We start from the raw sequence: 25,910 nt of genomic DNA on the forward strand, positions 1-25,910 counted from the left end.
AAGAGGTGATTTGGATTGGTTGTAGATTTACATTGTCATACGCGCTTGTCCGACGGTTCCGTAACAGTGGACGAATTGATTGTTTTGGCAAAGGAACGCGGCGTTACGGCGTTGGCGGTAACCGACCATGACACCGTTTCCGGGGTTTCCCGCGCCGTGCTTTTCGGCAAGCAGCATGGCGTAGAGGTGGTTCCCGGTATTGAGCTTTCCTGCTATGACAGGGCCAGGGGGAAAAAGGTTCACCTGCTGGGGTATTATATGGACCGGATGGAAAAATTAGAGGGCTTGTGCAAATCCGCTTGGCTTTCTCAGCATGATTGGGCGGAGCGCGTGATTGATAAGGTGGCGGCGCATTATCCCATTACGAGGGATATGGTACTGCGCAGGGCGCAGGGCAGCGCTAATATTTACCGCCAGCACGTGATGCATGCGCTGCTGGATGCCGGATTTGCGGACGGTTTTTTTGGGAAAACCTATCAGGCTCTTTTTCAGAAAAAAACAGGTCTGGCCTGGGTCGATAAGGCCTATCCGGAGATTTACGGCGTCATTGACGAGGTTCATGCGGCTGGCGGACTGGCGGTCGTTGCCCACCCCGGAGAATATGACAGCTTTGCCCTGATAGAGGAGCTGGCGCAAAAGAACCTTTTGGACGGCATAGAGTGCTGGCATCCGCATCACAGCCAGGGTGATACGGAACGCGGCATTGCCCTGGCAGAGCGGTATGGCCTGCTGATGACCGGCGGCACAGATTTTCATGGCATGTATACAGACACCCCGCGTCCTGTCGGCAGCTTTTTGACACCTGCCGGTCAGCTGAAAAAAATGAAAGCATGGAAGGCTGCCCGCCGGGGAAGTTAATGATAAACCGCTATTAAGGAGGGATTCAGGATGGAATATGTACATAAAAATCAGGGAACCTGCTCGCTTCAGACAATTGTAGACCTAGATGGGGACACGATTCGCTCCGTGCGCTTTGTCGGCGGCTGCGACGGCAACACCAAGGGAATCTGCGCGCTGGTAAAAGGGATGAAGGCGGACGAGGTGGTTGCCCGCTGCAAGGGAGTGACCTGCGGGCGCAAAAGCACTTCCTGCCCGGACCAGCTGGCCCAGGCGCTGGAGGAGGCTCAAGCGCGGCAAAAGTAATTTTCAGGCGGAGCGCATACCGCGGGAATAGAACAAAGAAGGGGCCGCGGATTTTTCCGCAGCCCCTTCCTTTGCGCTTAGAACTTAGGCAACATTACTTGTGAATAATGCTTGTTAATTAGCAGCCGCAGCCGTTCCCGCAACCGCAGTCGTTGCATCCGCAACCACCATTGTTGGCGTAGTTGTTGCCGCCGCCGCAGCAGCACAGCAAAACGATGATGATCAGGATAATGAAGCAGGAATTTCCACCGCAGCCGCCTAAAAAGTTATTACACATAGTTGTTGACCTCCTTAATTGATTTACAATATATACTATTGTAAAGCCGCTATTTGTGTTACAATAATTTTCAGGGAGATTGTTTGTAAAACCAGTAAGCGCTTTCGGGCCGGGCAGGCAGGGGATTATTGCGTATGCGCGGCCGGGGCCTTAGAGGATAAAAGGAACAAGAAGGGGGCTTAAACGTGAAATGCCAGATGTGCGGGCGTAATCCCGCGACTACTCATATTAAGACATTGGTAAACGGGGCGGTGGGCGAGTATTCTCTTTGCGCGGAGTGTGCCCGGCGCCTTGGCTACCGGAATCTGTTTGCCGACTTAAGCCGGGGCTTGGAGCTGCTGGGAATGCAGGATAATACCCGCCCGCAGGCGGCGGAGCAATGTACCTGCGGCGCAACGTTTCAGGATATTGTACGCACGGGAAGGGTTGGCTGTGCGGAATGCTACCGGACGTTTTACCATCAGCTGCTTCCGGTGATCCGTAAGCTGCATGGGGAGACGGTGCACCGTGGTAAGACGCCGGGAGGAGCCCTGCCTCAAATGCTGCAGCAGAAGGAGTTGGCGGCGCAAAAAAAGGAGCTTCTGCAGCGGGCCATAGAATTGGAAAATTTTGAAGAGGCAGCAGTCTTGCGCGATGAAATCCGTCAGCTGGAAGGAGGGCAGAAGGATGGAAGCAAAGGTAAAATGGTATGAATGCTCCGGCGGGACGGAGAACGATGTCGTAGTAAGCACCCGGCTGCTGCTCTCCAGAAATATTGAAGGCTTTCCCTTCTGCGGCCGTATGCGCGCTTCGGACCGCCAAAAGACACTGCAGACGGTTTTGTCGGCAATGGAGGATGAAAACTCCATGCTGGCCCATGCGTTTTCCTTTATACCGCTGTGGCAGATTTCCAAGGAGGAAGCGGTCAGCTATGTAGAGCGCCGCCTGGCCTCGCCGGAGTTTGTTTCCAGGGCGGACGGAAAAGGAATCTTTGTGACGGAGGACGAGTCCAGCTCTGTTTTTGTAAACGGCGGCGAGCATATTTTAATGCAGACAGTACTGCCCGGCCTGGCACTGGAGCGGTGCTATGAAACACTGGACCTCCTGGAGAGCAATTTGGGAAAGCTGCTTCCCTTTTCCTTTGACGGGCAGCTGGGGTATTTAACCCAAAACCCGGCTGACCTGGGTACCGGCCTGCACGCAGCTTTGATGCTGCACCTTCCCGGCCTGGATTATAACGGGGCCGTTCCCCGTGTGGCGGCAGGGCTGTCCAACCTGGGCATGGATCTGCGCAGCGGCTATGAAATGGAAAACCAGGCCTCTTTATACCAGCTGACCAGCCGTGTCACGCTTGGCATTTCCGAGCAGGAAACGCTGTATAATTTAAAGAGCATGGCACAGCAGGTGCTGCTTCAGGAGCGTTCAGCCAGGCAGGCGGTGGGGAGCTCGCTGAAATTTCAGGACACGGTTGCGCGCAGCCTGGCGATTCTGCGGCAGGCGAAATTACTGTCCTGCAAGGAATGCATGGAGCTCTTGTCTAATGTGCGGCTGGGTGTAGCCTGCGGCCTGGTCCAATCAGTCGGTTATGAAAAAATATTGTCGGCTATGCTGCAGGTACAGCCTGCTACCCTGGCGCTGCTTGCGGGGCAGGCGCCGGACGGAGAGCAGGAGGAAGCTTTGCGTGCGGCATTTGTCAATCGTTTGCTGGCGGAGCGTTTGGCGTAAAAGGGATGGAGGCGCAACGATGGTAAAGGGAGCACAAGCTGATTTTGAACTGGCCGCGGCACTGTTTTATGTCCTGGGCGCGCAGGTACCGCATCAAAAGGAGCTGGAGTCGAAGGCGCGGGATATGGTACAGTCACTGGGAAGGCGGAAAGCCCTGGAAAAAATCACAGAGCTTTGCAGGGGGAGGGACGACCCGGCCGCCCTCTATCTGCTGGCAAAGGCCGGCGCATGGCTGGGCCGCGGCTACCGGGAGAAAACGATCCAGGCGGCGCAGGCCTATTTAAAGGGGCCGAAATGGCGGGAGCTGCCAAGTAGGGTTACGCTGGAGGGCGGCATTGCCCGCGACCCCAGCGTAACGGTACGCGCAGATTTGCTGAGAGACCTGGCTCAGGCAGAGCAGGCCCTGGGCAAGCTGGATAAGGCGCAGGCACACTTTGCCGAGGCCTACCGGCTGGAGCCGTATAATGCGATGAACGCGGTAAAAATAGCCGACTGTATTCTCCGGCGTTCCGGGCGTACAGAGGCGCTTCGCTTTTTGCGGGAGCAGCGAAAATCCTCCTATTTTGAACCGGTTAAATACCAGGATATCAGCGGCGCTGTCCACACGAACAGCGCTTTTAAGGATTTACTGAATGCTCAGATTTTGAAGCTTCAGGGCGAGGAAACGGGGAACGGTGCGGCTTATTGATGCTCAGGCTGCCGCATAATAAATAATAGAAAGGGCTTGCCGTCTGTGCTTTTTGGACGGCAGGCCCTTTGCTGCCGGAACGTCCGGCGGCGTTGGGGGAAGGCGCCCCTCGCTTTTTATGGGGCTATGCCGCGGAGCGGTTCTGTGTTATACTGAAAGCTGCTAATGGGCCGCTGCCCCAAGAAAATAATGGAAAAGGTGTTTACGATGAATTTTGTAATTTCTTATAGTGGTGGAAAAGACAGCGTTTTATCCCTGCATAAAATGTTGGAGGGCGGTCATACCCCAATGGGGCTGCTTGTTATGGTGAACCAGGAGCAGCAGCGCTCCTGGTTCCATGGTGTGGACCTGGAACTGCTCCGGCAGATCGCTGCCTCCCTCGAGATCCCGCTTTTGCCGTGTGAATCCGGGGGAGAGGACTACCATACCCGTATGGAGGAGACCCTGCGGGCAGCGAAGGCACAGGGGGCAGAGGCTTGTGTTTTTGGCGATATCGACATCGAGGACCATCGTGAATGGTGCCGTGCCAGGTGCGATGCCGCCGGATTGCAGTGCATCCACCCGCTCTGGCAGCGGGATCGATTGGACAATACCAACGAAATCATTGCCCTAGGGTATCAATGTGTAATTAAATGCGTTCGCAATAAAGATCTTCCGCAATCTTTCTTGGGAAGAATATTGGATGCTGAGCTGGTAGCGGAGATGGCAAAGCGCGGCTTGGATGTTTGCGGCGAAAATGGAGAGTATCATACCGTGGCGGTAGGCGGCCCGGTTTTTCACCGCCCGGTTGCCTATGAGTGTAAAGAGATTCTGGACTTTGGCAATATTTCTGCTATTAATATCTGCGCGGCCAAACGGTAATTTTCTGCGAATATATATTTTTGTTTGCCAGCAGGGGTGTTCCTTTTAAAAGGATGCCGTTTTTTTCTTTGCTTGAATAAGGCTTTTTTGAGGTGTCCATACTTTGAACATCTACATAAGAAAAGGACTGATTCAAGTATGAAGTGGAGAACAGCGGAAAAAGCAATTTGCCTGGGGTTGATTTTGGCCGTCCTGGTTTCATTTACCGGCTTTGCCACTCAGTGTGAGGATATCCCCGACAGGGTGCTTCGCCTCCATATCCTCGCGAACTCAGACAGCGAGGAGGATCAGGCGCTGAAATTAAAGGTACGCGACCGGATTGTTACAGAGTCCGCCGGGCTTTTTGACCAGGTAACAGACCGGGAGTCCGCCAGGGCGGTTGTTGAAAAAAACATGGATGCACTGCGCGAGGCTGCGCAGGATGAGGTTTACCGCCAGGGCTACAGTTACCCTGTTTCCATGGAGCTGACGCACATGTACTTTACAACACGTGTTTATGGTGAAACAGCGCTGCCGGCGGGCTATTATGAGGCGCTGCGGGTGACGATCGGCGCCGGCGCGGGGCATAACTGGTGGTGCGTTATTTTTCCAGCCATGTGCCTGCCGGTGGCGGAGGAATCCCAGGAACTGGACGGCGTGCTGAATGAGGAGCAGATGGAGATTGTGGAAGAGGGCGAATCTGCGCAGTACGAGATCAAGTTCAAGGCCCTGGAGTGGTATGAGCAAATTGTAGATTGGTTTCGCGGCCTGGGGAACTCCTGAGCGGTATTTTGGCCTTATCCGTGACAAAAGCGTTTATTTGTGGTACGATAATACCAATGAAAGGGGGATCGGCATGTTTGTTGATTCCAAGGACAATCATTGGTATAAAGGGAACCTGCACACGCATACAACGCGTTCAGACGGACGGAGGCAGCCGCAGGAGGTTATCAACTGTTACCGGTCGGCCGGATATGATTTTCTGGCGCTGACCGACCATTGGATAGTCTCACAGGCAGAGGAGCAGCAGGACTTTTTGCTGATTTCCGGCTGCGAATACGATATAGGCTCCTGCGTTCAGGAGGAGATTTATCATATCCTGGCGCTCGGTATGCGGGAGGACCCCTGTTTGGAGCGCGGGGCGCTGGACGTGCAGGGCGTGATTGACGCAGTCCATGGGCATGGGGGCCTCGCTGTGCTGGCACACCCGGCCTGGTCGCTGAACCGGCCCGAGCATGTAAAGGCTTTGACCGGCCTCGACGGAACGGAGATTTACAACACGGTTTCAGGCTTCCCCTGGAACTGCCGGGCTTATTCGGGCGGCTTTATCGACCAGATGGCGGCGGAGGGGGCGCTGCTGCCCTGCCTGGCCGGGGACGACGCCCATTTTTACCAAGGCGAAGAGACGCGATCCTTTATCTATGTCAAGTCGGAGGCGCTGACGGAGAAGGCGATCCTGGCAGCGCTGCGGCGCGGTGATTTTTATGCCACTCAAGGGCCCCGCTTTGAACTAACACGTGCGGGGGACCGTTTGCTGGTGGCATCAACGCCGGTGCAGCGTGTGGCGTTTTTTACCGATACGGTCTATGTCCCGGACCGCACCGCTGAAGGGGACGGTATCACCCGGGCGGAATACCGGATCAAGGCTGGCGATACCTTTGTGAGAGTGGAGCTCTTTGACCGTGACGGACACATGGCCTGGTCCTCGCCCTTAAAACTTCATGACTGAAAATATTTGACAGACCGATGCGCACCTGTAGGCGGCATCGGTTTTAGTCTGTTTTTATCAGGGACAGACGGCTTAGAAAGGAAGCGATTAAATGGATGATATTCAAATGGTAATCCCGTGCCTGATGGGGGTGGAGGGCCTGGTCGGGGACGAGCTCCGCGCAATGGAGGCCAGGGCGGTTGAAGCGCAAAACGCCCGTGTAGTTTTCCGTGGAGATGAGGCCCTGCTGGCTCGTGCCAACCTCTGGTGCCGTTATGGAGAGCGCGTTCAGGTTTTGCTGGGAACCTTTCGCGCGCTGAGCTTTGAGGAGCTGTTCCAGGGGGTGCGGGCGCTGCCATGGGAGCGCTGGATTGGGAGGACGGATGCATTTCCGGTAAAGGGGCGCTGCGTCGGTTCAAAGCTTTCCAGCCTGCCGGACTGCCAGTCTATTGTAAAAAAGGCAGTGGTGGAGCGTTTAAGCGGTAAGTACGGCATCCAATGGTTTGAAGAAAGCGGGAGCCTTCACCAGGTTCAGTTTCTGATTCTGAAGGATCAGGTCAGCATCATGCTGGATACATCCGGCGCAGGGCTTCATAAGCGCGGGTACCGGGCTAATGCCACAGAGGCGCCGATTAAGGAGACGCTGGCTGCGGCCATGGCGCATCTATCCCGTCTGCGGCGGGATGCCAATATGGTGGATCCCCTTTGCGGCTCGGGGACCATTTTAATTGAGTCGGCGCTTTATGCTTTAAATGTGGCGCCGGGACTGCGCAGGCGTTTTTCCGCCGAGGGCTGGTCCTGCCTGCCGCAGGGTGTGTGGGCACAGGAGCGCCGCCGCGCGCTGGATTTGGCACGCTGGGGAGAGCCCTTCCATGCGCATGGGTATGACATTGATGGCGCGGCTGTTTCGTTGGCGCTGGAAAACGCTAAAATAGCGGGGGTTGCGGCGAAGGTCTCGGTTGAACAGCGGGATATATCTAAATTTTCCCCAGTGGAGGACTATGGGTGCGTAATTTGTAACCCGCCTTATGGGGAACGGCTGCTGGATTTGCGGGCGGCGGAGGAGCTTTACCGTCAGATGGGCCGGGTTTTTCAGCCGAAGCGCGGCTGGAATTATTCCGTCATCACACCGGATGAAAATTTTGAATCCTGCTTTGGGCGGCAGGCGGACAGAAGGCGTAAGCTCTATAACGGGATGATTCGCTGTCAGCTCTACATGTATTATAAAAACGGGCGCTGAATGGACTTGAGCGCGCAGAGCGTACGCCCAAGCGGGAGGCGCGGGCCTTCTGTGAATAAAACAGCCGCCAGCCGCCGGTTGGGCATAATTGTAAATATTTTATGAAATCCGGATTTTTTTAGAAAAAACACTTGATTTTTCATGTGAAAATAGCTAAAATATTATTAGCACTCAAGGTTAAAGAGTGCTAAAACTGAATTGCGATATTTTTATAATTATTAAGGGGGACTTAAGCATGACGATCAAACCGTTGACAGACAGAGTGCTGATTCAAATGGAGGAAGCTGAGGAGACCACAAAGAGCGGGATCCTTCTGGCCGGTTCGGCAAAAGAAAAGCCGCAGGTTGCGAAGGTAATAGCGGTTGGCCCCGGCGGTGTTGTAGACGGCAAAGACGTTGTAATGACTGTTAAGGTCGGCGACAAGGTTATTACCAGCAAATACTCCGGCACGGAGATCAAGCTGGACGGGGAAGAGTATACCATTGTTCGCCAGAGCGATATTCTTGCAGTTGTCGAGTAATTTTTCGGGGGATATGCCCCTGCTTGCAGTCTCATAAATTTATGATAGGACATTGGAGGTTTATTCATTATGGCTAAACAGATTATTTATGGCGAGGAAGCCAGAAAAGCATTAATGAGCGGCATCAACCAGCTGGCTGACACAGTAAAAATCACCCTTGGCCCCAAAGGCCGCAATGTTGTTCTGGACAAAAAGTTCGGTTCACCGCTCATTACCAACGACGGCGTGACCATTGCCAAGGAAATTGAGCTTGACGACGCCTTTGAGAATATGGGCGCACAGCTTGTAAAGGAAGTTTCCGTAAAAACGAACGACGCTGCCGGCGACGGCACCACCACCGCGACCCTGATGGCTCAGGCCATTATTCGAGAGGGCATGAAGAACGTAACGGCTGGCGCAAACCCGATGATTGTCCGTAAGGGCATTCAGGAGGCGGTTGACAAGGCGGTTGAAGCCCTGCGCAGCAACTCGAAGAAAGTCACCTGCTCCGAGGACATTGCCCGTGTTGCAACGGTTTCCGCTTCTGATGAGAGCATTGGTAAGCTGATTGCCGAGGCAATGGAAAAGGTCACTGCCGACGGCGTCATCACCGTTGAAGAGAGCAAAACCTCCGAGACATACTCCGAGGTTGTGGAAGGCATGATGTTTGACCGCGGCTATATCAGCCCCTACATGGCGACAGACACGGATAAAATGGAAGCCGTTATGGACGACGCCTATCTGCTGATTACAGATAAGAAGATTTCCAATATCCAGGAAATTCTCCCGCTGCTGGAGCAGATTGTACAGTCCGGCCGTAAGCTGGTCATCATTGCCGAGGACATTGAGGGCGAGGCGCTCACAACCCTGATTTTGAACAAGCTGCGCGGCACTTTCAACTGTGTAGCAGTGAAGGCGCCCGGCTTCGGCGACCGCCGCAAGGAGATGCTGCAGGATATTGCTGTTTTGACCGGCGGCCAGGTTATTTCTTCTGAGCTCGGCCTTGAGCTGAAGGAAACCACCATGGATCAGCTCGGCCACGCGCGCCAGGTAAAGGTCGACAAGGAGAACACCATCATTGTCGGCGGATATGGCGACGGCGCCGAGATCAAATCCCGAGTGAATCAGATCCGCAATCAGATTGAGACCACGACCTCCGATTTCGACCGTGAGAAGCTGCAGGAGCGCTTGGCAAAGCTGGCCGGCGGTGTTGCCGTTATCAAGGTTGGCGCTGCGACCGAGGTTGAGATGAAGGAAAAGAAGCTGCGCATTGAGGACGCTCTGGCCGCAACAAAGGCTGCGGTGGAAGAGGGCATCGTCGCGGGCGGCGGCGTCGCAATGATCAACGCGGCTCCGGCTGTGCAGGAGCTGCTTGCCGAGGTTGAGGGCGATGAGAAGACCGGTGTACAGATTGTGCTGAAGGCTCTGGAGGAGCCGATGCGCCAAATCGCTGCAAATGCAGGAGAAGAGGGCTCTGTCATCGTTGAGAATATCAGAAGAAACGGCACTGTGGGCTATGGCTACAACGCTTTGACCAAGGAATATGGCGATATGATCTCCTTCGGTATTGTCGACCCGACCAAGGTGACGCGTTCCGCGCTGCAGAATGCTGCCTCTGTCGCACAGATGGTACTGACGACGGAGAGCCTGGTAGCCGATAAGAAGGAGCCCGCTGCTCCTGCCGCTCCGGCTGCCCCCGACATGGGCGGTATGTACTAATTCGCGCGGTTCCCCTAAATTTAAACATGAAAGAGGAAGCTGGCTTTCCCTGCTGGGAAGCCGGCTTCCTTTTTTGCATACCAGACTATTCAACGGTTTAAAAAAATACTGCTTGTAAGAAAGGCCAATAAACATGGAAGATACAGGAAATAGAGAAATAAAATGTTAATAATGGCGGAAAGGGGTTGATAATTAAAAAATTGTATTTTATAATCATAATTACAATGATAATTATGCCTAATTTACAGAACGAATTGTAAAATATAGGAATATTGAGAAGGATTGGGAGTGAATATTTTAATGAGCAGAAAGAAAAAGAGGCTGTTGGCGTTGGTTTCCATGCTTTGCTCTTTTTTAATCGTGTTTTCTTTCGCGCCGGGCTTGCCGGCCGAAGCAGCAGGGGAGCAGGCAACAACAACGGACTATTTGAACCTAAGGGAGGGGCCCGGTACCAACTATAAGGTGATGCTAACCTTGATAAAGGGGGCAACCTTAACCGTGCTTGAGGATGACGGCGCCTGGGTTAAGGTGCGCACGATCAGCGGTAAGCAGGGCTATTGCAGTAAAGAGTACCTCTCTATTTCCGGCAGCTCCTCCGGCGGCAGCTCCGGCAGTAATTCCGGGACGGCGACGACAACCGCGAACCTGAATTTGAGGACCGGCGCAGGGACAAATTATAATATTATTACGACGATCCCCAAAGGTAAGAATGTCACGGTGCTGGATAATTCCGGTTCTGTTTGGGTTAAGGTGCAGTATGGCAGCAGTCAGGGGTATTGCAGCCGCGAATACTTAAATATTACCTCCGGCGGCGGTTCCTCCAGCAGCTCCTCCTCTGGTTCAGCGGGTTCCGGAAAAACGGCGGTTACAACGGTTGGGCTGCGGCTGAGAAGCGGACCGGGTACCAACTACAAGACGTTGACCATTCTGGACGAGGGTGTTTCTCTGACGGTGCTGGACACCTCCAACGGCTCCTGGACGAAGGTGAAAACCTCTTCCGGTATGACGGGATATTGCAGTACACAATATTTGAAAATTTCCTCCGGCACTTCCTCGGGTAGCTCCTCCGGTGGTTCCTCATCCGGCACAGTGTCCAAAAGTGCGGTAACGACGGATTATTTAAATCTGCGCAGTGGTCCCGGTACCAATTACAGCGTACTGCTGACCTTGACCAAGGGCGCGACCCTGACGGTAATCGATGACTCCAACGCCTCCTGGGCAAAGGTGCGCACGGTTTCCGGCAAGGAGGGCTATTGCAGCAAAGAATATTTAAAATATGATAGCGGCAGCAGCTCCGGGGGCAATTCCGGCGGCTCCTCATCTGCCATAACGGTTGCGACCACGACCGCTAATCTGAAGCTTCGCCAGGGGCCGGGTACCTCCTATGCCTACATTGTTGTTTTACCCAAAGGCACCAAGCTGACAGTTACCGACAATTCCATGAGCGGCTGGGCTAAGGTAAAAACAGCGGATGGTAAGCAGGGCTATTGCAGCAAGGAGTTTTTGGATATTAAAACAGAGGCGGGAACCCCGGAACCAGCGCCCGAACCCGAACCGGAGCCGGATCCTGAGCCTGAAAAACCGGAGCAGAACCTGGTTGCGACCACAACGGCTAACCTGCGCCTGCGTTCTGGCCCCGGTACGAGCTATTCGGTTATTCTAACCCTCTCCAACGGCACAAAGGTAACGGTGATTGACAACTCCGATCCCGCATGGGCTAAGGTGAGAACGGCCGCGGGAAAAGAGGGCTATTGCAGCAAGGAGTTTTTGAAAATATCCACGGATAGCTCCTCCGGCGGCTCGGAGAGCGAACCGACCATTGTGGGCGCTACAGTAACCGTGGATGGATTAAGATTAAGGAAATCCGCCAGCACGAGCTCGAATATTTTGGCTGTGCTGAATAATGGCACCAAGCTGACGGTTCTGGACACATCGAATGCGGACTGGACTAAGGTGAAAACAGCGGGTGGTGTTATTGGTTATGTCAGCACGGAGTACATTAAGTTCCGTTACTCCAATGAACCGGAAGATCCGGAGATATCTGCAACGACCCTGAAGCTCTCCAATACTTCGGCGAGCGTACCGGTTGACCGGACCCTCTACTTAAAGGCAACGGTTACCCCGTCCAATGCGAGTGTGACCTGGAAGAGCAGCAACACGGAAGTCGCGGTGGTTGAAAATGGATACGTGGAGGTTTTAAAACCCGGCACGGTTACCATCACAGCTTCCTCTGGCGGCAAGTCGGTTTCCTGTGCGGTCACAGCTACTGCTGCGGAGCCTGTCCGAACGGCCTATACCTCGCCTAATATTGCCGGCATTGGCGAGCAGGTAACATTGACGGCGGTTACGGACACCTCGCGGGACGGTGTACAGTTCGTTGTCACTATGCAGGATGGCTCCAAGAAAACTGTCCAGGCAACGAAACAGACGACTGAGAGTGTTCAGAATACCCACACGGGAAAAACCTATAAAACAATTAAGTGGACGGCCTCTGTTACTTTTGATACAACCGGTAATTATTCTGTGACGGCAGTGTCCGCTCAAAATGGTAAATACAGCAGCGCTGGCTATACTACCAGCGCCTATGTGGTGCAGTCCCAGGATTATACGGTTTCCTCAACCGAAGACCGCAGAGCCAGCGACAAAATTATTAATATGATCGCAAACTGGGAGGGGTTCAGTTCTACCGTGTATGCGGATATGCTGACCACCAGCCAGGTTCCGACGCTTGGCTATGGCTATACGTTCGGGGCGGGAGCGACCTTCTATAACAATATTTCAAAAACAGAGGGCTGGTCCCTGCTGGTGAACACCATTAATAAAGCCAGCTATACAACAGAGGTCAACCGGTTTATGCGCCTGAACGGTCTGAAGATGAATCAGAATCAGGCAGACTGCCTGATTAGCTTTGGCTATAATGTAGGCTCCGGCTATTGGAATGGCTCCTCGACCATGGACGCGCGTACAATTATGTTGAACGCGGTGGTTCCGCCGGATACTTTCCCAAGCGGCGGCCTATCGGCAACCGTGACAAAGTCGACGAATCTGCGCAGCAGCGCGAGCATGAGCGCTTCCATTCTCTCGTCCGTATCCTCCGGGACACAGGTAAAGGTGGTCGGTAAGGATTTCTCCGACACGAGGGATGGCTGGTACCAGGTAACAGTCAATGGAAAGACCGGTTGGCTGAACTCCGGGTATGTACGCTTGTCGGGGTCCTATCAGCACGACTTGAACTATACCAATGCCTATGCCTTTGGCACGGATTTGCTGCGCTGGTGCAACGCAGGCGGAAAACCCTATTCCGGTTTGCTGTACCGCCGCTTGGGCGAGGCCAATGTTTACAACTACAATGATTATAGCGCAGCGCGTTATAATAAGTACGGATATACCTATCCAAGCGCATTTGCAGGGTATGCTTAAGAGCTCTTAGGCATGCTGTTACGGGAAAAAGCCCTTGCTCTGAATTTAGGAGCAAGGGCTTTTTTGTACGGCAGGGCAATAAGCCGCTTGGAGGGTGCTGCCGGGGAACCGGCAGCCGGAGGGCATCAGACGATGGAAGATGGTTCCTGCTGTTCTTTTTGCTTTAATTCCCGCCAGATTGTGCAGAGCATGGTAATAAAGCAGGCGCCGCCGCCGATAAAGTTTGAAATGGGCTCGGCTAAAAAGACCCCGTTAACGCCCAGGTTCATGAAGTTGGGAAGAATCAATGTCAGCGGGATTACGATAAATGCCTTGCGGAGCAGCGAGAAAAAGACGGCTTGCTTCGATTTTCCGAGGGATACGGCGGCAGATTGCCCGGCCATTTGCAGGGCCATCATGAAAAAGCCGAAGAAATACAGGTGGATAGCGGGAATAGTGGCAGAGACAAGCGCGGGGTCATCATTGAAGATGCTAATAAAGAATTCAGGGAAGGCCAGCAGAAAAATCCAGATGGCCGCCAACAGAATAAACCCGGTAATAGAGGTGAATTTTATGCCGCTGCGCACGCGCCGGTACTCTTTGGCGCCGTAGTTATACCCCATAACAGGTTGGGCGGCACTGGTGAGCCCATTGACAGGCACGCTGGCGATTTCACGCACGGAATTAATAATCGTCATGACGCCTACATAAAGGTCGCCGCCAAAAGCTTGCAGGGTTGCATTGCAGACAATTTGTACGCCGCTGTTGGTCACGGACATGATAAAGCCTGAAAATCCCAGCGCGGAAATCCTTTTAAATAAACAGAGCCGTACCCGCAGGTTACAGAGCCGGAGCCGCATAGGGACCCTTTTGCCGGCCAGAAAGGCAACCGCCCAAATAGATGAGACAAGCTGGGAAAGGACGGTGGCCAATGCCGCGCCCGAGACGCCCATATCGAAAATGAAAATAAAGATGGGGTCCAGAATAAGGTTTAACACCGCGCCGATCAGAACAGTGCCCATTCCAACGCGCGCAAAGCCCTGCGCGTTGATAAAATTATTCATTCCCAGGCCGGCCATTACAAAGATGCTGCCGCATATGTAGATGGTGAGGTATTGGTCGGCATAGGGAAAGGTGACCTCACTGGCCCCAAAGAGATACAGCAAGGGCCGCTTAAACAAGAGGATAACCGCCGTAAGCAGGGCCCCGGTTCCAAGCAGAAGCGCAAAGGAGTTTCCCATAATTTCTTCCGCGGTCTGCCGGTCCCCCTTGCCCCAGGCAATAGAAAACAGGGGTGCCCCGCCGCCGCCGAACAGATTGGCGAACGCCGTGACGAGGCAGAGAATGGGAAAGGTGATACCCAGGCCGGTCAGAGCATTTGCCGCGGCCTCGGGGATGTGCCCGATATACATTCTGTCAACGATATTATATAGAACGTTGATTAGCTGTGCGAAAATCATTGGAATGGCCAGGCGCATGATATTGCTGGGAATGGAGCCCCTGGCAAAATCGTTTTGTTGCTGTTTCATGACTTTTTTCACCCCATAGCGTCGCAGCCTGTAAGCGATTTAATTTTATCAGCCGTTTTTCCGGGAACCGGCGTATTTTTCAAGCAGATGCCACAGCGAGAACATCACGCACGCTGCGGCGGCCATCATCGGGGCTAAGGCCAGAAGCATGGGCGTGGTAATGAAAATCAGGTTGAAAAGCGGGCGGAAGAAGAGCAGTGCAATCACAAAGGCGGCGCACAGGCTGAAGAATAGCGCCCCTCTGGGCAGATTAAGCGGAAGGGAAATTTTCAGCAGAATTGTGAGGCCGGTAAAACCGGTTATAATAACGGCCATGGTTGAAATCTCTTCCCGATTAAAGGGGTAAAAGCTGGAAATAATAACAAGTAGAAGTATGTTTATAATCATCGTTACTGCGCCGGGCAGGGCCTTTTGCAGAACGTTGAGGATGAATTTTCCGTGAATACGCTCTTTGTTGCGCTCCAGTGCCAGAAAAAATGAGGGAATACCAATGGTCAGTGCACTAATGAGCGTTTGCTGAATGGGCTGGAAGGGGTAATCAAAGGCAAGAAAAATAAATAGGATGGCAATGACAGAGGAAAAAATGGACTTAACTAAGAATAAGGAGGCGGACCGCTGTAAATTATTGATAGACCGCCGGCCTTCTTTTACAATTTTCGGCATGCTGGCAAAGTTGGAATCCAGTAGGACGACTTGTGAGACTGTACGAGAGGCATCGCTGCCGGAGGCCATCGCTATGCTGCAATCGCTTTCACGCAGTGCCAGAACATCATTGACGCCGTCCCCGGTCATAGCCACCGTGTGTTTCCGGGCTTTAAGGGCCTTTACGAGAGCTAATTTTTGCTGTGGCGTTACCCGCCCGAATACGGTATAACGCTCGGCGGCTTCAGCCAGCTGCTCATCGGTGGTAAGCGTCGTGGCATCGATATAATTACCGGCGTCCGGCAGGCCAGCCCTTTTGGCAATATTTGCGACGGTCAGGGCATTATCGCCGGAGATTACCTTGATGGCCACACCCTGCTCCGCAAAGTAGGCCAGTGTTTGGGGCGCGCTGGGCCTGATTTTGTCGCTCAATACGAGCAGGCAGACCGGCTCCGGTTTTTGAGGAAGCTGTTTTTCGACAAAGCCCTCGGCGGAATGTGCCAAGATGAGCACCCGCTGCCCTGAGGCGGCATAGCGTGCCATTTTCTCACGGATATCAGCGGGGAGGGTTCCCTTAAACACAAACTCCGCGGCGCCGATGATGTAGCTGCCCTTTCCGGCAAAGGTGGCGCCGCTCCATTTCCTGGCGGAGGAGAAGGGAACGGCGTTTGTGCATTGCCAGTCCGGGCATTGGGAAAAGGCCTGCCTCAATGCGGAAAACGTAGGGCTGGTGTCGGGGCTGGAGGCAGTCAGTGCTGCGATAATGGCTGAAATCTCTTCAGTAGATACGGAGGAAAGCGGAAGCACGTGATCCACCTGCATGGTTCCCTCCGTGATGGTCCCTGTTTTATCCAGACAGAGAACATCCACACGGGCCAATGTTTCAATGGAGTACAGCTCCTGCACCAATGCATGGTGGCGGGAAAGGCGCAGTACACTGACGGCCAGAACCATACTGGTCAGCAAGACGAGCCCCTCCGGAATCATGCCTACCAGGGCGGCGACCGTACTGACGACAGCCCGTTGCAGCCCCTGGCCGGAAATGAAAATTTGTTTGTAAAACAGCAGCAATCCGATGGGAATAATGGCAATGCCAATATATTTGATGATGCGGTTGATCCAGGTCATGATTTCAGAGTTTGGCTTTTTAAAATATTTAGCCTCGTTGGTAATTTTCGCAGCGTAGTTTTCTCTGCCGACATGCTCTACCCGCGCCAAGCAGGAGCCCGCAACGACAAAACTGCCTGAAAGCAGCAGGTCGCCCGGCTTCTTGGCAACAGGTTCGCTTTCCCCGGTGACAAGCGATTCATTGATCTCGCATTCCCCCCGCAGAAGCAGACAGTCGGCACAAATTTGGTTGCCGCTCTCCAGTGCCAAAATATCATCCAGAACAAGCTCTTCCACGGAGATTTGCCGCTTTTGTCCGCTGCGGATGACATGGGCCTTTGGCGCTGCGACAACAGCCAGTTTATCAATGGTTTTTTTGGCACGGATTTCCTGAAAAGCGCCGATAAAGCTGTTACAGATGGCAACGCCCAGAAAAAGCATGTTTTTGTATGAGCCTACCAGAAAGACCAGAAGCCCAAGAATTACATTCAATAAATTAAATGGAGTCAAGATGTTATCGCAGATAATTTTTTTAATGCTTTTTGTCCGTACATCAGGAAAACCGTTGCTAAGCCCTTTTGAGGCCTGCTGTGCAACCTGTTCGTTGCTGAGTCCCTGGTCGGGGCTTACATGCAGCCGTATAGGCCCGGCGGTATGCTGCGAGAAATGGGTGGACATAAGAAACGCGCTCCTATCCTTAATAAATGGCAACAGCCCGGCGATGCTGTGCTTTATTTCGTATAAAGACTGCTGTTAAAGCCTAAAGGCGCCGACCTTTATTATACTAGCAATTAAGAAAAATTGCCAGAAATGTGAGGTATTTGTAAGGGACGTTAAAGATTTGTAAATATTTTCGTTGATATATACAAAGCGCAATCGTCAGCAAGCAGGGATTCCATCACAAATACACCTTGAGTTCAGGTTCATACCTGTTTATAATAGGAAAGCATAGAAAATAGGGGTGAAGGCTGATTTCCTATGCCTGCCCAGTTTGTTTTGCGGCTCCATCTACTTGGAGACCCGTACAGGACAGGATGGCGGATAGATTTTAAAGTAAGTCTCGCATAAATAATTTTTTATTTTGGAAAAGGAGGCGTGTACTATTATAGCAGCAATAAAAAAGAGGTTTATAAAGGAAGGCGGCCAATCCGGCCGGCTTGATCAATATATGGTTCTGCTGTTTACGGTTTCGATTTTTTTGCCTTTTATAATCAGCACCTTGGTAGCTTGCGGCATTGCAGTTGTAACAATGTTTCACTATGGGAGGCGACAGCGGGTTTTTGATGAGCCCTATACGAGGTTGCTGCTGGGTTTTCTGATTCTTCCCTTTTTTGTATCGGCGGTTTACGGGAACTATAAGGGGATGCTGATCTCTCTTTTAGTGCCGGCTATATTGATTAGCGGCCTGTACATTAAAAGCATTATGAATAAACAGCTGTTTAACCGGGCGATGGATCTGGCCTGTGTATGCAGCTTGCTTTGTTTTGCGGTAGCATTGGGACAGAAGTGGTTTTTCTATGGCGAAAACCCCTCCTATCGTCCGGAGTCTCTATGTATGAACGCCAATTATTACGGTATGCTGATCGAGTTTGTCATTCTGATTGCGGTTTACCGCATGGTGACCAATCCCAAACGCCTATGGGCCTACCTGGCCATTGTCGGCGTTAACCTGATTGGCCTTTATTTGTGCGCAAGCTTGTCGGCGCTGTTTGCCACCTGCTGCGGCTTGTTTGTATTTTTGCTGTTAAAAAAGAAATATAAGCTGGCAGCGGTGTTTTTTGTTGTCACGGCGTTATTTGTCGGCGCTAATTTTATCTATCCGCTTTTAATCCCGCGGGTTGAGAGCATCGATATTTCCTTTGGGCAGCGGTTTTCTATTTGGGAAACTGCAATGAAAGGTATTCGCCAGCATCCGCTTTTGGGGCAGGGACCGATGTCTTACAGCATCATCTGCGGCCCCTTTGGCGGCTATAAAACCTTTCACTGCCATAATTTAATTTTTGATGTATTGTTGAATTATGGGGTTATCGGCGCCGGTGTCTTCTTTTTCTATGGACTGCAAAAGCTGCATCTGATTGTCCGGCGCTTCAAAAGGGGGATCAGTAAAAATATGAATGCTTTGGTGCTGGCCCTGCTGACCGCTGTGCTGGCACATGGCATGACGGATGTGACTATTTTCTGGATTCAGACTGCAATGCTGTTTTTCCTGATCTATTCCTCGGTGGGAACGGTTTCGGAAGAGGAGCGCAGGGGGCAGGCTTCCCCTCTCCCGTTACCGGATTATGCTTTGGACCTGAATGCAAAAACAGCCTATGCGGTAAAGAACAGTTGACAGCCCACCATAGGGAATGCGTATTTTAGACAGGCATAAAAAAGATTGAAATTTGTCCGCCTCTGCTGTAAAATAAAAGCGGCAGAGGCATTCCTATATCTATTTGAGAAGGCGGTGTGACCTTGCGTTTATTGGTAGTAGTGGATTATCAGCATGATTTTGTAGACGGTTCCCTGGGCTTTGCAGAAGCGGTTGCTTTGGAAAAGCCAATTTGCGACAAGATACGTGCCTACCGCGAAAATGGCGACGATGTGGTATACACGATGGATACGCACGAGGAAAACTATTTAGAGACACAGGAGGGGCGGAAGCTCCCGGTTCCCCATTGCAGGAGGGGGACACCCGGCTGGCAGCTGTTTGGCGAAGCCGGCAAGGAACTGGCAGGCTGCCGTTCTTTTGAGAAGGAGACTTTTGGCAGTGCGGCGCTGTTTTCCTTTTTACAGCAAAATTTGTACGACAGCATTGAGTTGGTTGGAGTAGTCAGCAATATTTGCGTCATTTCTAATGCGGTCCTAGCGAAAACTGCACGGCCGGAAGCGGAAATTTTGGTGGATGCCCGCTGTACAGCTTCCAATGACGCGCGGTTGAACGAAATGGCGTTGAAGGTTATGGCAGGGCTGCAAATCACGGTGATATCATGATAAAGGAGCGTTTCCTGTAATGACGAAGAAGCAAAAGGCAGCCCTGGCGGTAGAGGCATTGAAAAAGGAATATCCGGATGCCGTTTGTTCGCTGACCTACCGGGAACCCCTGCAGCTTTTGATTGCAACCCGGCTGGCGGCTCAATGCACGGATGCCAGGGTGAATATGGTTACGCCCGCATTGTTCGAGCGTTTTCCGACTCTGGAGGCCTTCGCCCAATCGAGTGCGGAGGAAATTGAGCCCTATATTCATTCCTGTGGGCTCTACAAGACAAAGGCACGCGATATTCATGCGATGTGCCGCAGCCTGCTGGAGAATTATGACGGGGTGGTTCCGGATACCGTTGAAGAATTGACAAAGCTGCCGGGGGTGGGCCGGAAAACGGCGAACCTGGTGGTTGGCGATATCTATCATAAGCCTGCGGTGGTGACGGATACGCATTGCATCCGCCTGTGCGGAAGGCTTGGGCTCAGCGAGGGAAAGGAGCCCTATAAGGTGGAAAAGCAGCTTCGCGCGGTTTTGCCAATGGATGAGGCTAACGATTTTTGTCACCGCTTAGTACTGCATGGCCGTGCTGTTTGTCAGGCGCGGACCCCTAGGTGCGAACAATGCTGTATGAAGGAATTTTGTAATTATTTTAAAGCGGCCCAAAAAAAGTGAAATTATCTTTATTTTGTAGTTGAAAAATAAGAGAAAGCATGCTATAATAAATAACGCTGTTTAAAGCTTCGCTATTGTTATAGCAGATTAGGGCCTGTAGCTCAGCTGGGAGAGCGTTCGGTTCGCATCCGAGAGGTCAAGGGTTCGAATCCCTCCAGGTCCACCAGTAAAATGTTGAAAGAAGTCGACTGCTTTATAGCGATCGACTTCTTTCGATTTATATGATATAATACTCAATATTTGAGCATAAGAAAAAAGGAAATCAGTATGAATATTATTTATAATGATACGAAAAAGGATTTGCCAGCTGACCAGCTCCATAAATTATTTGTAGCTGTGGGGTGGTCAGCGGGAACGGACACTCCCGACATGATTAAAAACTATTCTATACCGTTTATTAATTCTACTCTGGTAATTTCAGCATGGGAAAATGAGCGTTTGGTTGGAGCGGTGCGGGTATTGAGTGATAAAATGTTTAGGTCAATTATATATGATTTGCTTATTCTTCCAGAATTTCAAAATATGGGAATTGGTAAAGAGCTATTAAAACGCTGTTTAGCACATTTTCCAACATCAGAATGGTTGGTTCAAACGACAGAAAATATATCCGGCTATTATGTGAAAAATGGCTTTAAGGTTATGGATGATGTGTTTTTAAACATCCCCTGTAAATTATTTTCGGATACCTAACGAATAATTTTATTGTGAGAGTTCAAGTGTTCCTCAAAAAACGGTAGGCGATTCATTTTGTGTCACATTTACACGTCGCGGCGAATCCTTGAGGTTCGCCGTATTTTTCTGCGCAAAACACGGCTTCACCGTTCGGACTTGCCGCTCCTCCTCCGTAAAAAGCCACGCTGCGCCTGCGCTATTCGCTTGTAAACGTGCTCACAACGCTTCGACTTGCTACCAGCCTTTTGGGGGTGCCGGCTTCGGCGCATGGCGCCTTTTTCTTTTTGTATTATTCATTTTGATAGAACTGATTAAAAGCTTTACAAGAGAAAGGTAGAGGAATACAGTGAAACTATATGTGAAGCAGATGTATGACTGGAACTATTATGCCTGCTATGCAGAGGATGTTGATGAAAAGTATTGGAATTATTTTAAAACAGAACTGTGGTGGCAGCTTGGAAATGGATTTATTAAGACCTATGACAATGTAGAGGGGTTTGAATACTGTGCTAAAAATTTCATGGAATTTGGTGAGGATTCGGTTAACCAGTCTTTAAAAATAGCGAAAGCCCCTTGGCAAGAAGCTTTACAATGGCTCATTATAGAGATGAAAAAGACAGGCGCGCCCTGGTACCTTCACGGCAGTACGGCAATGGCGCTGTGGGGAATTGATGTGGAGCCGAGGGATATAAATATTATTGTTGCCAATTATTCTGATTACGACAGAGTGCGGGAGCATTTTTACCAATATGCAATCAAACCCTTTCAGCGTTGCGGCAACTGGGTTATGAGCGGTTTGGGAACCGTTTTTCACCAGGCAAATATCGGCTTTTCCTTCAATAATAAAGAGCTTGAGCCGTATGATATGTCCACCCTGCGGAAAACAGAATATAAGGGAGAGGTGCTCTACATTTCCACCCTTGAAATGCTAAAGCGGGATAACGAAAGCTATGGCCGCCCGGAGCGCGTTGAGCAAATTGAAGAGAAAATCAAGCGCTGCTGATCGTTTATAAGGATGTATGTATGGCTTCAGGCCAATTTTTCTTACTAGGCGGTATTGGGAAAGAAAGGCTGTTATTTCGGTACAGGCGTACCGGAATAACAGCCTTTTGTTCTGCGCAAAACGACATGCACTTTGATGATAGTCTAAAAAACCGCACCCGGACAGAAGCCTTTTCTGTCCGGGTGCGGTTTTTACATTTGGGGTCTCTGAGGTCCAGAACCATTGTCAAAACCGGTATTATGGAAGATTACAACGTAGCTTGTCAATAAATCCCGGCTGGCTCAAAGGTGTTTGAAAGCTGCTTTACCATATTGACATGTGGAACCGATTCGTCATAAACAATGCCGCCCACACGCCGGTAACCCAGTTTTTCATAAAATCCAAGCGCACGCTCCTGCGCGCAAAGCTGGATGGACCGTGCTCCGTTTTCTTGGGCAGCCTGCTCCAGGCGCAGGACGATTTGGGATCCGCAGTCCCGTCCCCGGAAGGCGGGAAGAACGGCGATGCGGCCAATGGTAAAGACACCCTCTGTTTCAGAGGGAAATGTGCGGCCAGTCGCAGCAGGAACCTGCTCCAGCCATAAAACCGCATGCCAGGCAATGGGGTCGGTACCGTCAAATTCCAGCTGAAAGCCCTGCTCCTCCACAAAGACCTTCTGCCGGATGGCCTGTGCGGCGGGTATATTTTCCAGCCCTTTGGCAAGTTCAATTTTGATGTCGTTCATTGCTGATAAGCCTCCAATAAGGATTTATTTTTTCTTAAACTACCTGGAACAGGTAAAATTTTAAATAGTTGGTTTCCGGCACATTCCAGAGGATGGGATGGTCCGGAGATTGCTGTCGTGCTTCAATTTGCCGAAGGGAAACGGCGGCATCCGCAGCTGCATCGCGCAGCATTTTGCAGAAAAGCTCTTCCGTCATAAAGTGGGAACATGAACAAGTAGCCAGGTAACCGCCCCGAGGAAGCAGCCTCATAGCCCGCAAATTAATTTCCTTATAGCCGCGCAGCGCGCTTTTTACCGTCGCGTGGTTCTTGGTAAAGGCGGGCGGGTCCAAAATAATAAAGTCATAGGGATGGCCGCCGGCCTCAACCAGTTTTGGCAGCAGGTCGAATACATTGACGGTCTCAAAGGAGATGCGATTCTCCAGCCCGTTGAGCTGTGCGTTTCCGACAGCCGCACGAATGGCATCTGCGGAAATATCCACTGCGTGCACGCTGGCGGCGCCGCCATTCGCCGCATTGAGAGCGAACGCCCCCGTGTGGGTGAAGCAGTCCAGCACATGCCGGCCTGCCGCCAGACGGGCGACTGCCTGGCGGTTATATTTTTGATCCAGAAAATAGCCTGTTTTCTGGCCGTTTTGATAATCGACCCAGTAGGATAGGCCGTTTTCCACAATTTTTATACGGCTGGGAAAATCTGTACATGGCGCTACCGGCGGATAAAAACCGGCGCCCTGCTCTAACCCCTCCAATGTACGAATTGCGGCATCATTGCGCTCGTAAATGGCATCGATGGTTTCGCCCTCTTCGCGCAGGATTTGCAGCAGCAGGGGAAAAAGCAGGTCCTTCCGCTGCTCAATACCAAGGGACAGCGTCTGCGTGACGAGAAGATTGTGAAAACGATCCACTGTTAAACCAGGGAAAAAGTCGGCCTCCCCAAAAATGAGGCGGCAGCAGTCAAAATCAGCGCCCATCACAGTTTTACGGTAGGCTATGGCATGCCGCAGGCGCCGCTCCCAAAAAGCGGTGTCAAAGCGGTCGTTGGCATTGCGGGATATCAGGCGCACCTGAATTTTTGAGTGGCCGTTGATAAAGCCCGTCCCCAGATAGCGGCCTTTGCTGCTCAGTACGTCGACGAGGCCGCCGTTTTGGCAGGCGCCCTCCCGGCGAGTGATTTCAGCGCCATATACCCATGGGTGCCCGGCCCGTATGCTGCGTTCTGATTTCTCGGTGATGAATATTTTAGCATATTGTCGCTGTTGCTCCATGACGGTCAATCCTTTCTTGGGTGGGGCCGAAAACGGCTTTTCGGCTTCGTGTCGTTGTTTAATCTCAGGTTTCAAAGGGAAAACGAATGCCCCAGCGGGCACGCAGCGTGTCCATCAGGCCAATGACGCGCAGTGTTTCAGCGTGCGGGCTTTGCGGGCATTCCGTCCTTCCCTCTGCAAGAGCGGCGAATGCGGCTCGGATTTCATATTCAAACCCGTTGACCTCAAAGGGGAACCGGTACTCGTCAGGCGATTGTCCGTCAATATGGAGGGTAAAGCGTTCCGCGCTCATAAAGTTTGGCACCTCGATGCGCCCTTTTGTGCCGTAAATGGACGCATAAACCGGCATGTGGTTCAGCATGGAACATTGAACGGTACCCAGCGTGCCGTTGCGGTAGCGGAGCACGGTGGTACTCTGTGCATCGACGCCAAGCGTTGTCTTTACGGCCTCAGTAGCAATGGAGGCGATGTCTGATTCCATAAACAGGGAGAGAAAGGTGAAGGGGTACACGCCGAGGTCCAGCAGCGCGCCGCCGGCCAGCTCGGGCCTTGCCATTCGCTCGACATGGCTCAGCGGGCATCCGAAGGTGGCGCTGGCTGAGCAAATTTCGCCGATAGCGCCGCTCGCCAGAATTTCCCGAACCTTGTTAATATAGGGCAGGTAGCGTGTCCACATCGCCTCGGTAATAAATAAGTTCTTTTGCGCGGCCAGTGCGAACAGCTCTTCGGCCTGAGCGCGGTTTGCAGTGAAGGGCTTTTCACAGATGACCGGGTGTCCGTGCTCAAGGCAAAGCTTAGCCAGCTTATAGTGGTGGGAGTGGGGAGAGGCGATGTAAATCAGGCCGGCGTTGGGGTCGGCGGCAAGCTCCTCATAGGAACCATAGGCCTTTTGAAAGCCGTGTTCAGCGGCAAAAGCCGTTGCTTTGCTTGCAGTACGGGAAGCTACCGCATAGGGCTCGGTCTCTGGCAGTGCATTTAGGGTTTGTGCCATTTTTGCGGCAATATTGCCGAGACATAGGATGGAGACCTTCATGATAAAACTCCTCTCGATTGTGCTAAATATTTTTATAAGTTTGTACTTTGCCCGCTGTTTGAGGCCGGATGCTGCGGTGGATCCAGGTGCACATCCATCTGGGGAAAAGGAATATGGATCCCCTCGGCATCAAAGGCAAGCTTGACGCGCTCCTGCATGTCGAAAAAAAGGGCCCAGTAATCCGGCGTTTTACACCAGGCCTTTACGGCAATAGCGATGGCGCTGTCCTTATGGGCGCTTACAGCGATAAGAGGGGCCGGGTCGGCCAGCACCAGCGGATGCTGGTCACAGATTTTTTGTAGGACGGCTTTTACCTGGGCCAGGTCCGCCTGGTAAGAAACCTGGTACTCCAGATCCACCCGGCGCGTCTCCATGGAGGTGTAATTGGTCAGCGTACTGACGGTCAGCTTTGAATTGGGAATGATAATCTCCCGGTTGTCATAGGTGCGCAGTGTAGTAAACATGATCTCAATCCGCTCCACGGTACCCTCTGCACCGCCCTCCACGGCTAAATAATCACCTGCCCGGAAGGGGTGGGTAAAAATGATCTGCGCGCCGCTGGCAATGTTGCTCATGCTGTCCTTTACCGCCAGCCCGATGGCCAGGCCCGCGGCGCCCAGAGTGGCAATAATGGATGTGACATCCATCCCAAGCTGCGCCAATGTCATGATGCAGACAATGATTTTAAGCAAAACACGCAAAAGAGAACAGATAAACGTAATAATGCCCGTGTCGGCATGGGAGCGGTTCATCGCCCGGCGAAGAAGCTTGATGGTGAGGTTGCTCAGCCACCAACCGGCGGCAAATATGACGGCGGCCCCGAGCAGGCGCGGCAGGGACTGCTCCAGCCAGGCAAGAAATTGTGTCCACAGATTTTGCAAACAGATAGCCTCCTCCTTGTAAATTCGCTTGAATAAGCGTTGCTTAGCAGGGCTTGGTATAATTTAATAATAATATAGTTTGTCAAAACTGTCAAAGAAAAGCGGAGGTTCGGCTGGCCTAAGCGTGAAACAGCAGAAAAAACTTGACATCATTTGCAAAAAGGGCTATATTATTAATAATAAAGATAAATGCTTGGATGGGGA

At 51.9% G+C, this 25,910-nt stretch carries 24 protein-coding genes, 1 tRNA gene and 1 other annotated feature (1 of these 26 cut by a window edge); of the genes, 18 read left to right on the forward strand and 7 right to left on the reverse strand.

From position 1 onward, the window contains the following. Window positions 1–15 precede the first annotated feature (15 nt). Both DPQ25_RS11460 and DPQ25_RS11465 read left to right on the forward strand, forming a co-directional pair. On the forward strand, window positions 16–858 hold the full coding sequence (locus DPQ25_RS11460; protein WP_112333315.1) for a PHP domain-containing protein: 843 nt from the start codon (window positions 16–18) through the stop codon (window positions 856–858). Between the two features lie 30 nt (window positions 859–888). Next, window positions 889–1,143, forward strand: coding sequence for a TIGR03905 family TSCPD domain-containing protein (locus tag DPQ25_RS11465; RefSeq protein ID WP_112333316.1), 255 nt, complete (start codon window positions 889–891; stop codon window positions 1,141–1,143). Window positions 1,144–1,261: 118 nt separating this feature from the next. On the opposite strand, the gene DPQ25_RS14740 is transcribed toward DPQ25_RS11465, so the two are convergent. Then, window positions 1,262–1,420: a hypothetical protein gene (locus tag DPQ25_RS14740; RefSeq protein WP_177577031.1), complete on the reverse strand. Its 159-nt coding sequence runs from the start codon at window positions 1,418–1,420 to the stop codon at window positions 1,262–1,264. Between the two features lie 185 nt (window positions 1,421–1,605). On the opposite strand from DPQ25_RS14740, the gene DPQ25_RS11470 reads away from it, so the two are divergent. From DPQ25_RS11470 to DPQ25_RS11515, 10 genes are all read left to right on the forward strand, one after another. Further along, the gene (locus DPQ25_RS11470; RefSeq protein ID WP_112333317.1) at window positions 1,606–2,112 is read left to right on the forward strand and encodes a UvrB/UvrC motif-containing protein; all 507 of its coding nucleotides are present in this window, start codon (window positions 1,606–1,608) and stop codon (window positions 2,110–2,112) included. After that, window positions 2,087–3,124: an ATP--guanido phosphotransferase gene (locus tag DPQ25_RS11475; protein WP_177577033.1), complete on the forward strand. Its 1,038-nt coding sequence runs from the start codon at window positions 2,087–2,089 to the stop codon at window positions 3,122–3,124. The genes DPQ25_RS11470 and DPQ25_RS11475 overlap by 26 nt, the downstream gene beginning before the upstream one ends. A 19-nt stretch (window positions 3,125–3,143) precedes the next feature. Then, a complete protein-coding gene (locus DPQ25_RS11480; RefSeq protein WP_112333319.1) occupies window positions 3,144–3,812 on the forward strand; it encodes a hypothetical protein in 669 nt (222 codons plus the stop codon). 207 nt (window positions 3,813–4,019) lie between these two features. Continuing rightward, a complete protein-coding gene (locus DPQ25_RS11485; RefSeq protein WP_112333367.1) occupies window positions 4,020–4,673 on the forward strand; it encodes a Dph6-related ATP pyrophosphatase in 654 nt (217 codons plus the stop codon). A gap of 138 nt (window positions 4,674–4,811) precedes the next feature. Continuing rightward, complete coding sequence (gene spoIIR / locus DPQ25_RS11490) at window positions 4,812–5,435, forward strand: stage II sporulation protein R (RefSeq protein ID WP_112333320.1); 624 nt, start codon at window positions 4,812–4,814, stop codon at window positions 5,433–5,435. A 73-nt stretch (window positions 5,436–5,508) separates the two neighbouring features. Then, window positions 5,509–6,381 carry a CehA/McbA family metallohydrolase gene (locus DPQ25_RS11495; RefSeq protein ID WP_112333321.1) on the forward strand — a complete coding sequence of 291 codons (873 nt, stop codon included), beginning with the start codon at window positions 5,509–5,511 and terminating at the stop codon, window positions 6,379–6,381. A gap of 91 nt (window positions 6,382–6,472) precedes the next feature. Further along, entirely contained in the window at window positions 6,473–7,600 is a 1,128-nt protein-coding gene (locus DPQ25_RS11500; RefSeq protein ID WP_112333322.1) for a THUMP domain-containing class I SAM-dependent RNA methyltransferase, read from the forward strand. Between the two features lie 235 nt (window positions 7,601–7,835). Then, on the forward strand, window positions 7,836–8,120 hold the full coding sequence (locus DPQ25_RS11505) for a co-chaperone GroES (protein WP_112333323.1): 285 nt from the start codon (window positions 7,836–7,838) through the stop codon (window positions 8,118–8,120). 69 nt (window positions 8,121–8,189) lie between these two features. Further along, entirely contained in the window at window positions 8,190–9,818 is a 1,629-nt protein-coding gene (gene groL, locus DPQ25_RS11510; protein ID WP_112333324.1) for a chaperonin GroEL, read from the forward strand. Between the two features lie 300 nt (window positions 9,819–10,118). Further along, window positions 10,119–13,238: an SH3 domain-containing protein gene (locus DPQ25_RS11515; protein ID WP_146740561.1), complete on the forward strand. Its 3,120-nt coding sequence runs from the start codon at window positions 10,119–10,121 to the stop codon at window positions 13,236–13,238. A 125-nt stretch (window positions 13,239–13,363) separates the two neighbouring features. Here DPQ25_RS11515 and DPQ25_RS11520 read toward each other — a convergent pair whose 3' ends face one another. Both DPQ25_RS11520 and DPQ25_RS11525 read right to left on the reverse strand, forming a co-directional pair. Then, entirely contained in the window at window positions 13,364–14,746 is a 1,383-nt protein-coding gene (locus DPQ25_RS11520; RefSeq protein ID WP_112333326.1) for an MATE family efflux transporter, read from the reverse strand. A 48-nt stretch (window positions 14,747–14,794) separates the two neighbouring features. Then, window positions 14,795–17,173: a cation-translocating P-type ATPase gene (locus DPQ25_RS11525; RefSeq protein ID WP_112333327.1), complete on the reverse strand. Its 2,379-nt coding sequence runs from the start codon at window positions 17,171–17,173 to the stop codon at window positions 14,795–14,797. 571 nt (window positions 17,174–17,744) lie between these two features. Between DPQ25_RS11525 and DPQ25_RS11530 the strand changes: the two genes are divergently transcribed. The 6 genes from DPQ25_RS11530 to DPQ25_RS11555 all read left to right on the forward strand — a co-directional run bounded on the left by DPQ25_RS11530 (window position 17,745) and on the right by DPQ25_RS11555 (window position 21,804). After that, entirely contained in the window at window positions 17,745–18,827 is a 1,083-nt protein-coding gene (locus tag DPQ25_RS11530) for an O-antigen ligase family protein (protein WP_146740562.1), read from the forward strand. A 122-nt stretch (window positions 18,828–18,949) separates the two neighbouring features. Continuing rightward, window positions 18,950–19,468, forward strand: a complete 519-nt coding sequence (locus DPQ25_RS11535) for a cysteine hydrolase family protein (protein WP_112333329.1) — start codon at window positions 18,950–18,952, stop codon at window positions 19,466–19,468. A 19-nt stretch (window positions 19,469–19,487) separates the two neighbouring features. Further along, window positions 19,488–20,129 carry an endonuclease III gene (nth, locus tag DPQ25_RS11540; RefSeq protein WP_112333330.1) on the forward strand — a complete coding sequence of 214 codons (642 nt, stop codon included), beginning with the start codon at window positions 19,488–19,490 and terminating at the stop codon, window positions 20,127–20,129. A 90-nt stretch (window positions 20,130–20,219) separates the two neighbouring features. Next, a tRNA-Ala gene (locus DPQ25_RS11545) sits at window positions 20,220–20,295 on the forward strand. A 101-nt stretch (window positions 20,296–20,396) separates the two neighbouring features. Continuing rightward, entirely contained in the window at window positions 20,397–20,819 is a 423-nt protein-coding gene (locus DPQ25_RS11550) for a GNAT family N-acetyltransferase (RefSeq protein WP_112333331.1), read from the forward strand. Between the two features lie 328 nt (window positions 20,820–21,147). Continuing rightward, window positions 21,148–21,804 carry a hypothetical protein gene (locus tag DPQ25_RS11555; protein ID WP_112333332.1) on the forward strand — a complete coding sequence of 219 codons (657 nt, stop codon included), beginning with the start codon at window positions 21,148–21,150 and terminating at the stop codon, window positions 21,802–21,804. A gap of 262 nt (window positions 21,805–22,066) precedes the next feature. Here the strand turns inward: DPQ25_RS11555 and DPQ25_RS11560 are convergent, their stop codons facing one another. From DPQ25_RS11560 to DPQ25_RS11575, 4 genes are all read right to left on the reverse strand, one after another. Further along, a complete protein-coding gene (locus tag DPQ25_RS11560) occupies window positions 22,067–22,528 on the reverse strand; it encodes a GNAT family N-acetyltransferase (RefSeq protein ID WP_112333333.1) in 462 nt (153 codons plus the stop codon). 34 nt (window positions 22,529–22,562) lie between these two features. Next, window positions 22,563–23,792, reverse strand: a complete 1,230-nt coding sequence (locus DPQ25_RS11565) for a class I SAM-dependent rRNA methyltransferase (protein WP_112333334.1) — start codon at window positions 23,790–23,792, stop codon at window positions 22,563–22,565. Between the two features lie 64 nt (window positions 23,793–23,856). After that, the gene (locus tag DPQ25_RS11570; protein ID WP_112333335.1) at window positions 23,857–24,825 is read right to left on the reverse strand and encodes a Gfo/Idh/MocA family protein; all 969 of its coding nucleotides are present in this window, start codon (window positions 24,823–24,825) and stop codon (window positions 23,857–23,859) included. A gap of 32 nt (window positions 24,826–24,857) precedes the next feature. Next, window positions 24,858–25,706 carry a mechanosensitive ion channel family protein gene (locus tag DPQ25_RS11575; RefSeq protein ID WP_112333336.1) on the reverse strand — a complete coding sequence of 283 codons (849 nt, stop codon included), beginning with the start codon at window positions 25,704–25,706 and terminating at the stop codon, window positions 24,858–24,860. Between the two features lie 185 nt (window positions 25,707–25,891). Then, window positions 25,892–25,910 (forward strand) — a binding site (T-box leader) (it continues 221 nt past the right edge of the window).

Source organism: Hydrogeniiclostridium mannosilyticum, assembly GCF_003268275.1.
Classification (GTDB): domain Bacteria; phylum Bacillota; class Clostridia; order Oscillospirales; family Acutalibacteraceae; genus Hydrogeniiclostridium; species Hydrogeniiclostridium mannosilyticum.

Excerpts from the sequence above, each read along its gene's own strand:
- DPQ25_RS11525 (WP_112333327.1), bottom strand. The coding sequence starts at position 17,173 with ATGTCCACCCATTTCTCGCAGCATACCGCCGGGCCTATACGGCTGCAT.
- DPQ25_RS11560 (WP_112333333.1), bottom strand. The coding sequence starts at position 22,528 with ATGAACGACATCAAAATTGAACTTGCCAAAGGGCTGGAAAATATACCC.
- groL (WP_112333324.1), top strand. The coding sequence starts at position 8,190 with ATGGCTAAACAGATTATTTATGGCGAGGAAGCCAGAAAAGCATTAATG.
- DPQ25_RS11505 (WP_112333323.1), top strand. The coding sequence starts at position 7,836 with ATGACGATCAAACCGTTGACAGACAGAGTGCTGATTCAAATGGAGGAA.
- DPQ25_RS11465 (WP_112333316.1), top strand. The coding sequence starts at position 889 with ATGGAATATGTACATAAAAATCAGGGAACCTGCTCGCTTCAGACAATT.
- DPQ25_RS11565 (WP_112333334.1), bottom strand. The coding sequence starts at position 23,792 with ATGGAGCAACAGCGACAATATGCTAAAATATTCATCACCGAGAAATCA.
- DPQ25_RS11495 (WP_112333321.1), top strand. The coding sequence starts at position 5,509 with ATGTTTGTTGATTCCAAGGACAATCATTGGTATAAAGGGAACCTGCAC.
- DPQ25_RS11530 (WP_146740562.1), top strand. The coding sequence starts at position 17,745 with ATGTTTCACTATGGGAGGCGACAGCGGGTTTTTGATGAGCCCTATACG.
- spoIIR (WP_112333320.1), top strand. The coding sequence starts at position 4,812 with ATGAAGTGGAGAACAGCGGAAAAAGCAATTTGCCTGGGGTTGATTTTG.
- DPQ25_RS11475 (WP_177577033.1), top strand. The coding sequence starts at position 2,087 with ATGGAAGCAAAGGTAAAATGGTATGAATGCTCCGGCGGGACGGAGAAC.
- DPQ25_RS11515 (WP_146740561.1), top strand. The coding sequence starts at position 10,119 with ATGAGCAGAAAGAAAAAGAGGCTGTTGGCGTTGGTTTCCATGCTTTGC.
- DPQ25_RS11570 (WP_112333335.1), bottom strand. The coding sequence starts at position 24,825 with ATGAAGGTCTCCATCCTATGTCTCGGCAATATTGCCGCAAAAATGGCA.
- DPQ25_RS11480 (WP_112333319.1), top strand. The coding sequence starts at position 3,144 with ATGGTAAAGGGAGCACAAGCTGATTTTGAACTGGCCGCGGCACTGTTT.
- nth (WP_112333330.1), top strand. The coding sequence starts at position 19,488 with ATGACGAAGAAGCAAAAGGCAGCCCTGGCGGTAGAGGCATTGAAAAAG.
- DPQ25_RS11550 (WP_112333331.1), top strand. The coding sequence starts at position 20,397 with ATGAATATTATTTATAATGATACGAAAAAGGATTTGCCAGCTGACCAG.
- DPQ25_RS11485 (WP_112333367.1), top strand. The coding sequence starts at position 4,020 with ATGAATTTTGTAATTTCTTATAGTGGTGGAAAAGACAGCGTTTTATCC.
- DPQ25_RS11520 (WP_112333326.1), bottom strand. The coding sequence starts at position 14,746 with ATGAAACAGCAACAAAACGATTTTGCCAGGGGCTCCATTCCCAGCAAT.
- DPQ25_RS11500 (WP_112333322.1), top strand. The coding sequence starts at position 6,473 with ATGGATGATATTCAAATGGTAATCCCGTGCCTGATGGGGGTGGAGGGC.
- DPQ25_RS14740 (WP_177577031.1), bottom strand. The coding sequence starts at position 1,420 with ATGTGTAATAACTTTTTAGGCGGCTGCGGTGGAAATTCCTGCTTCATT.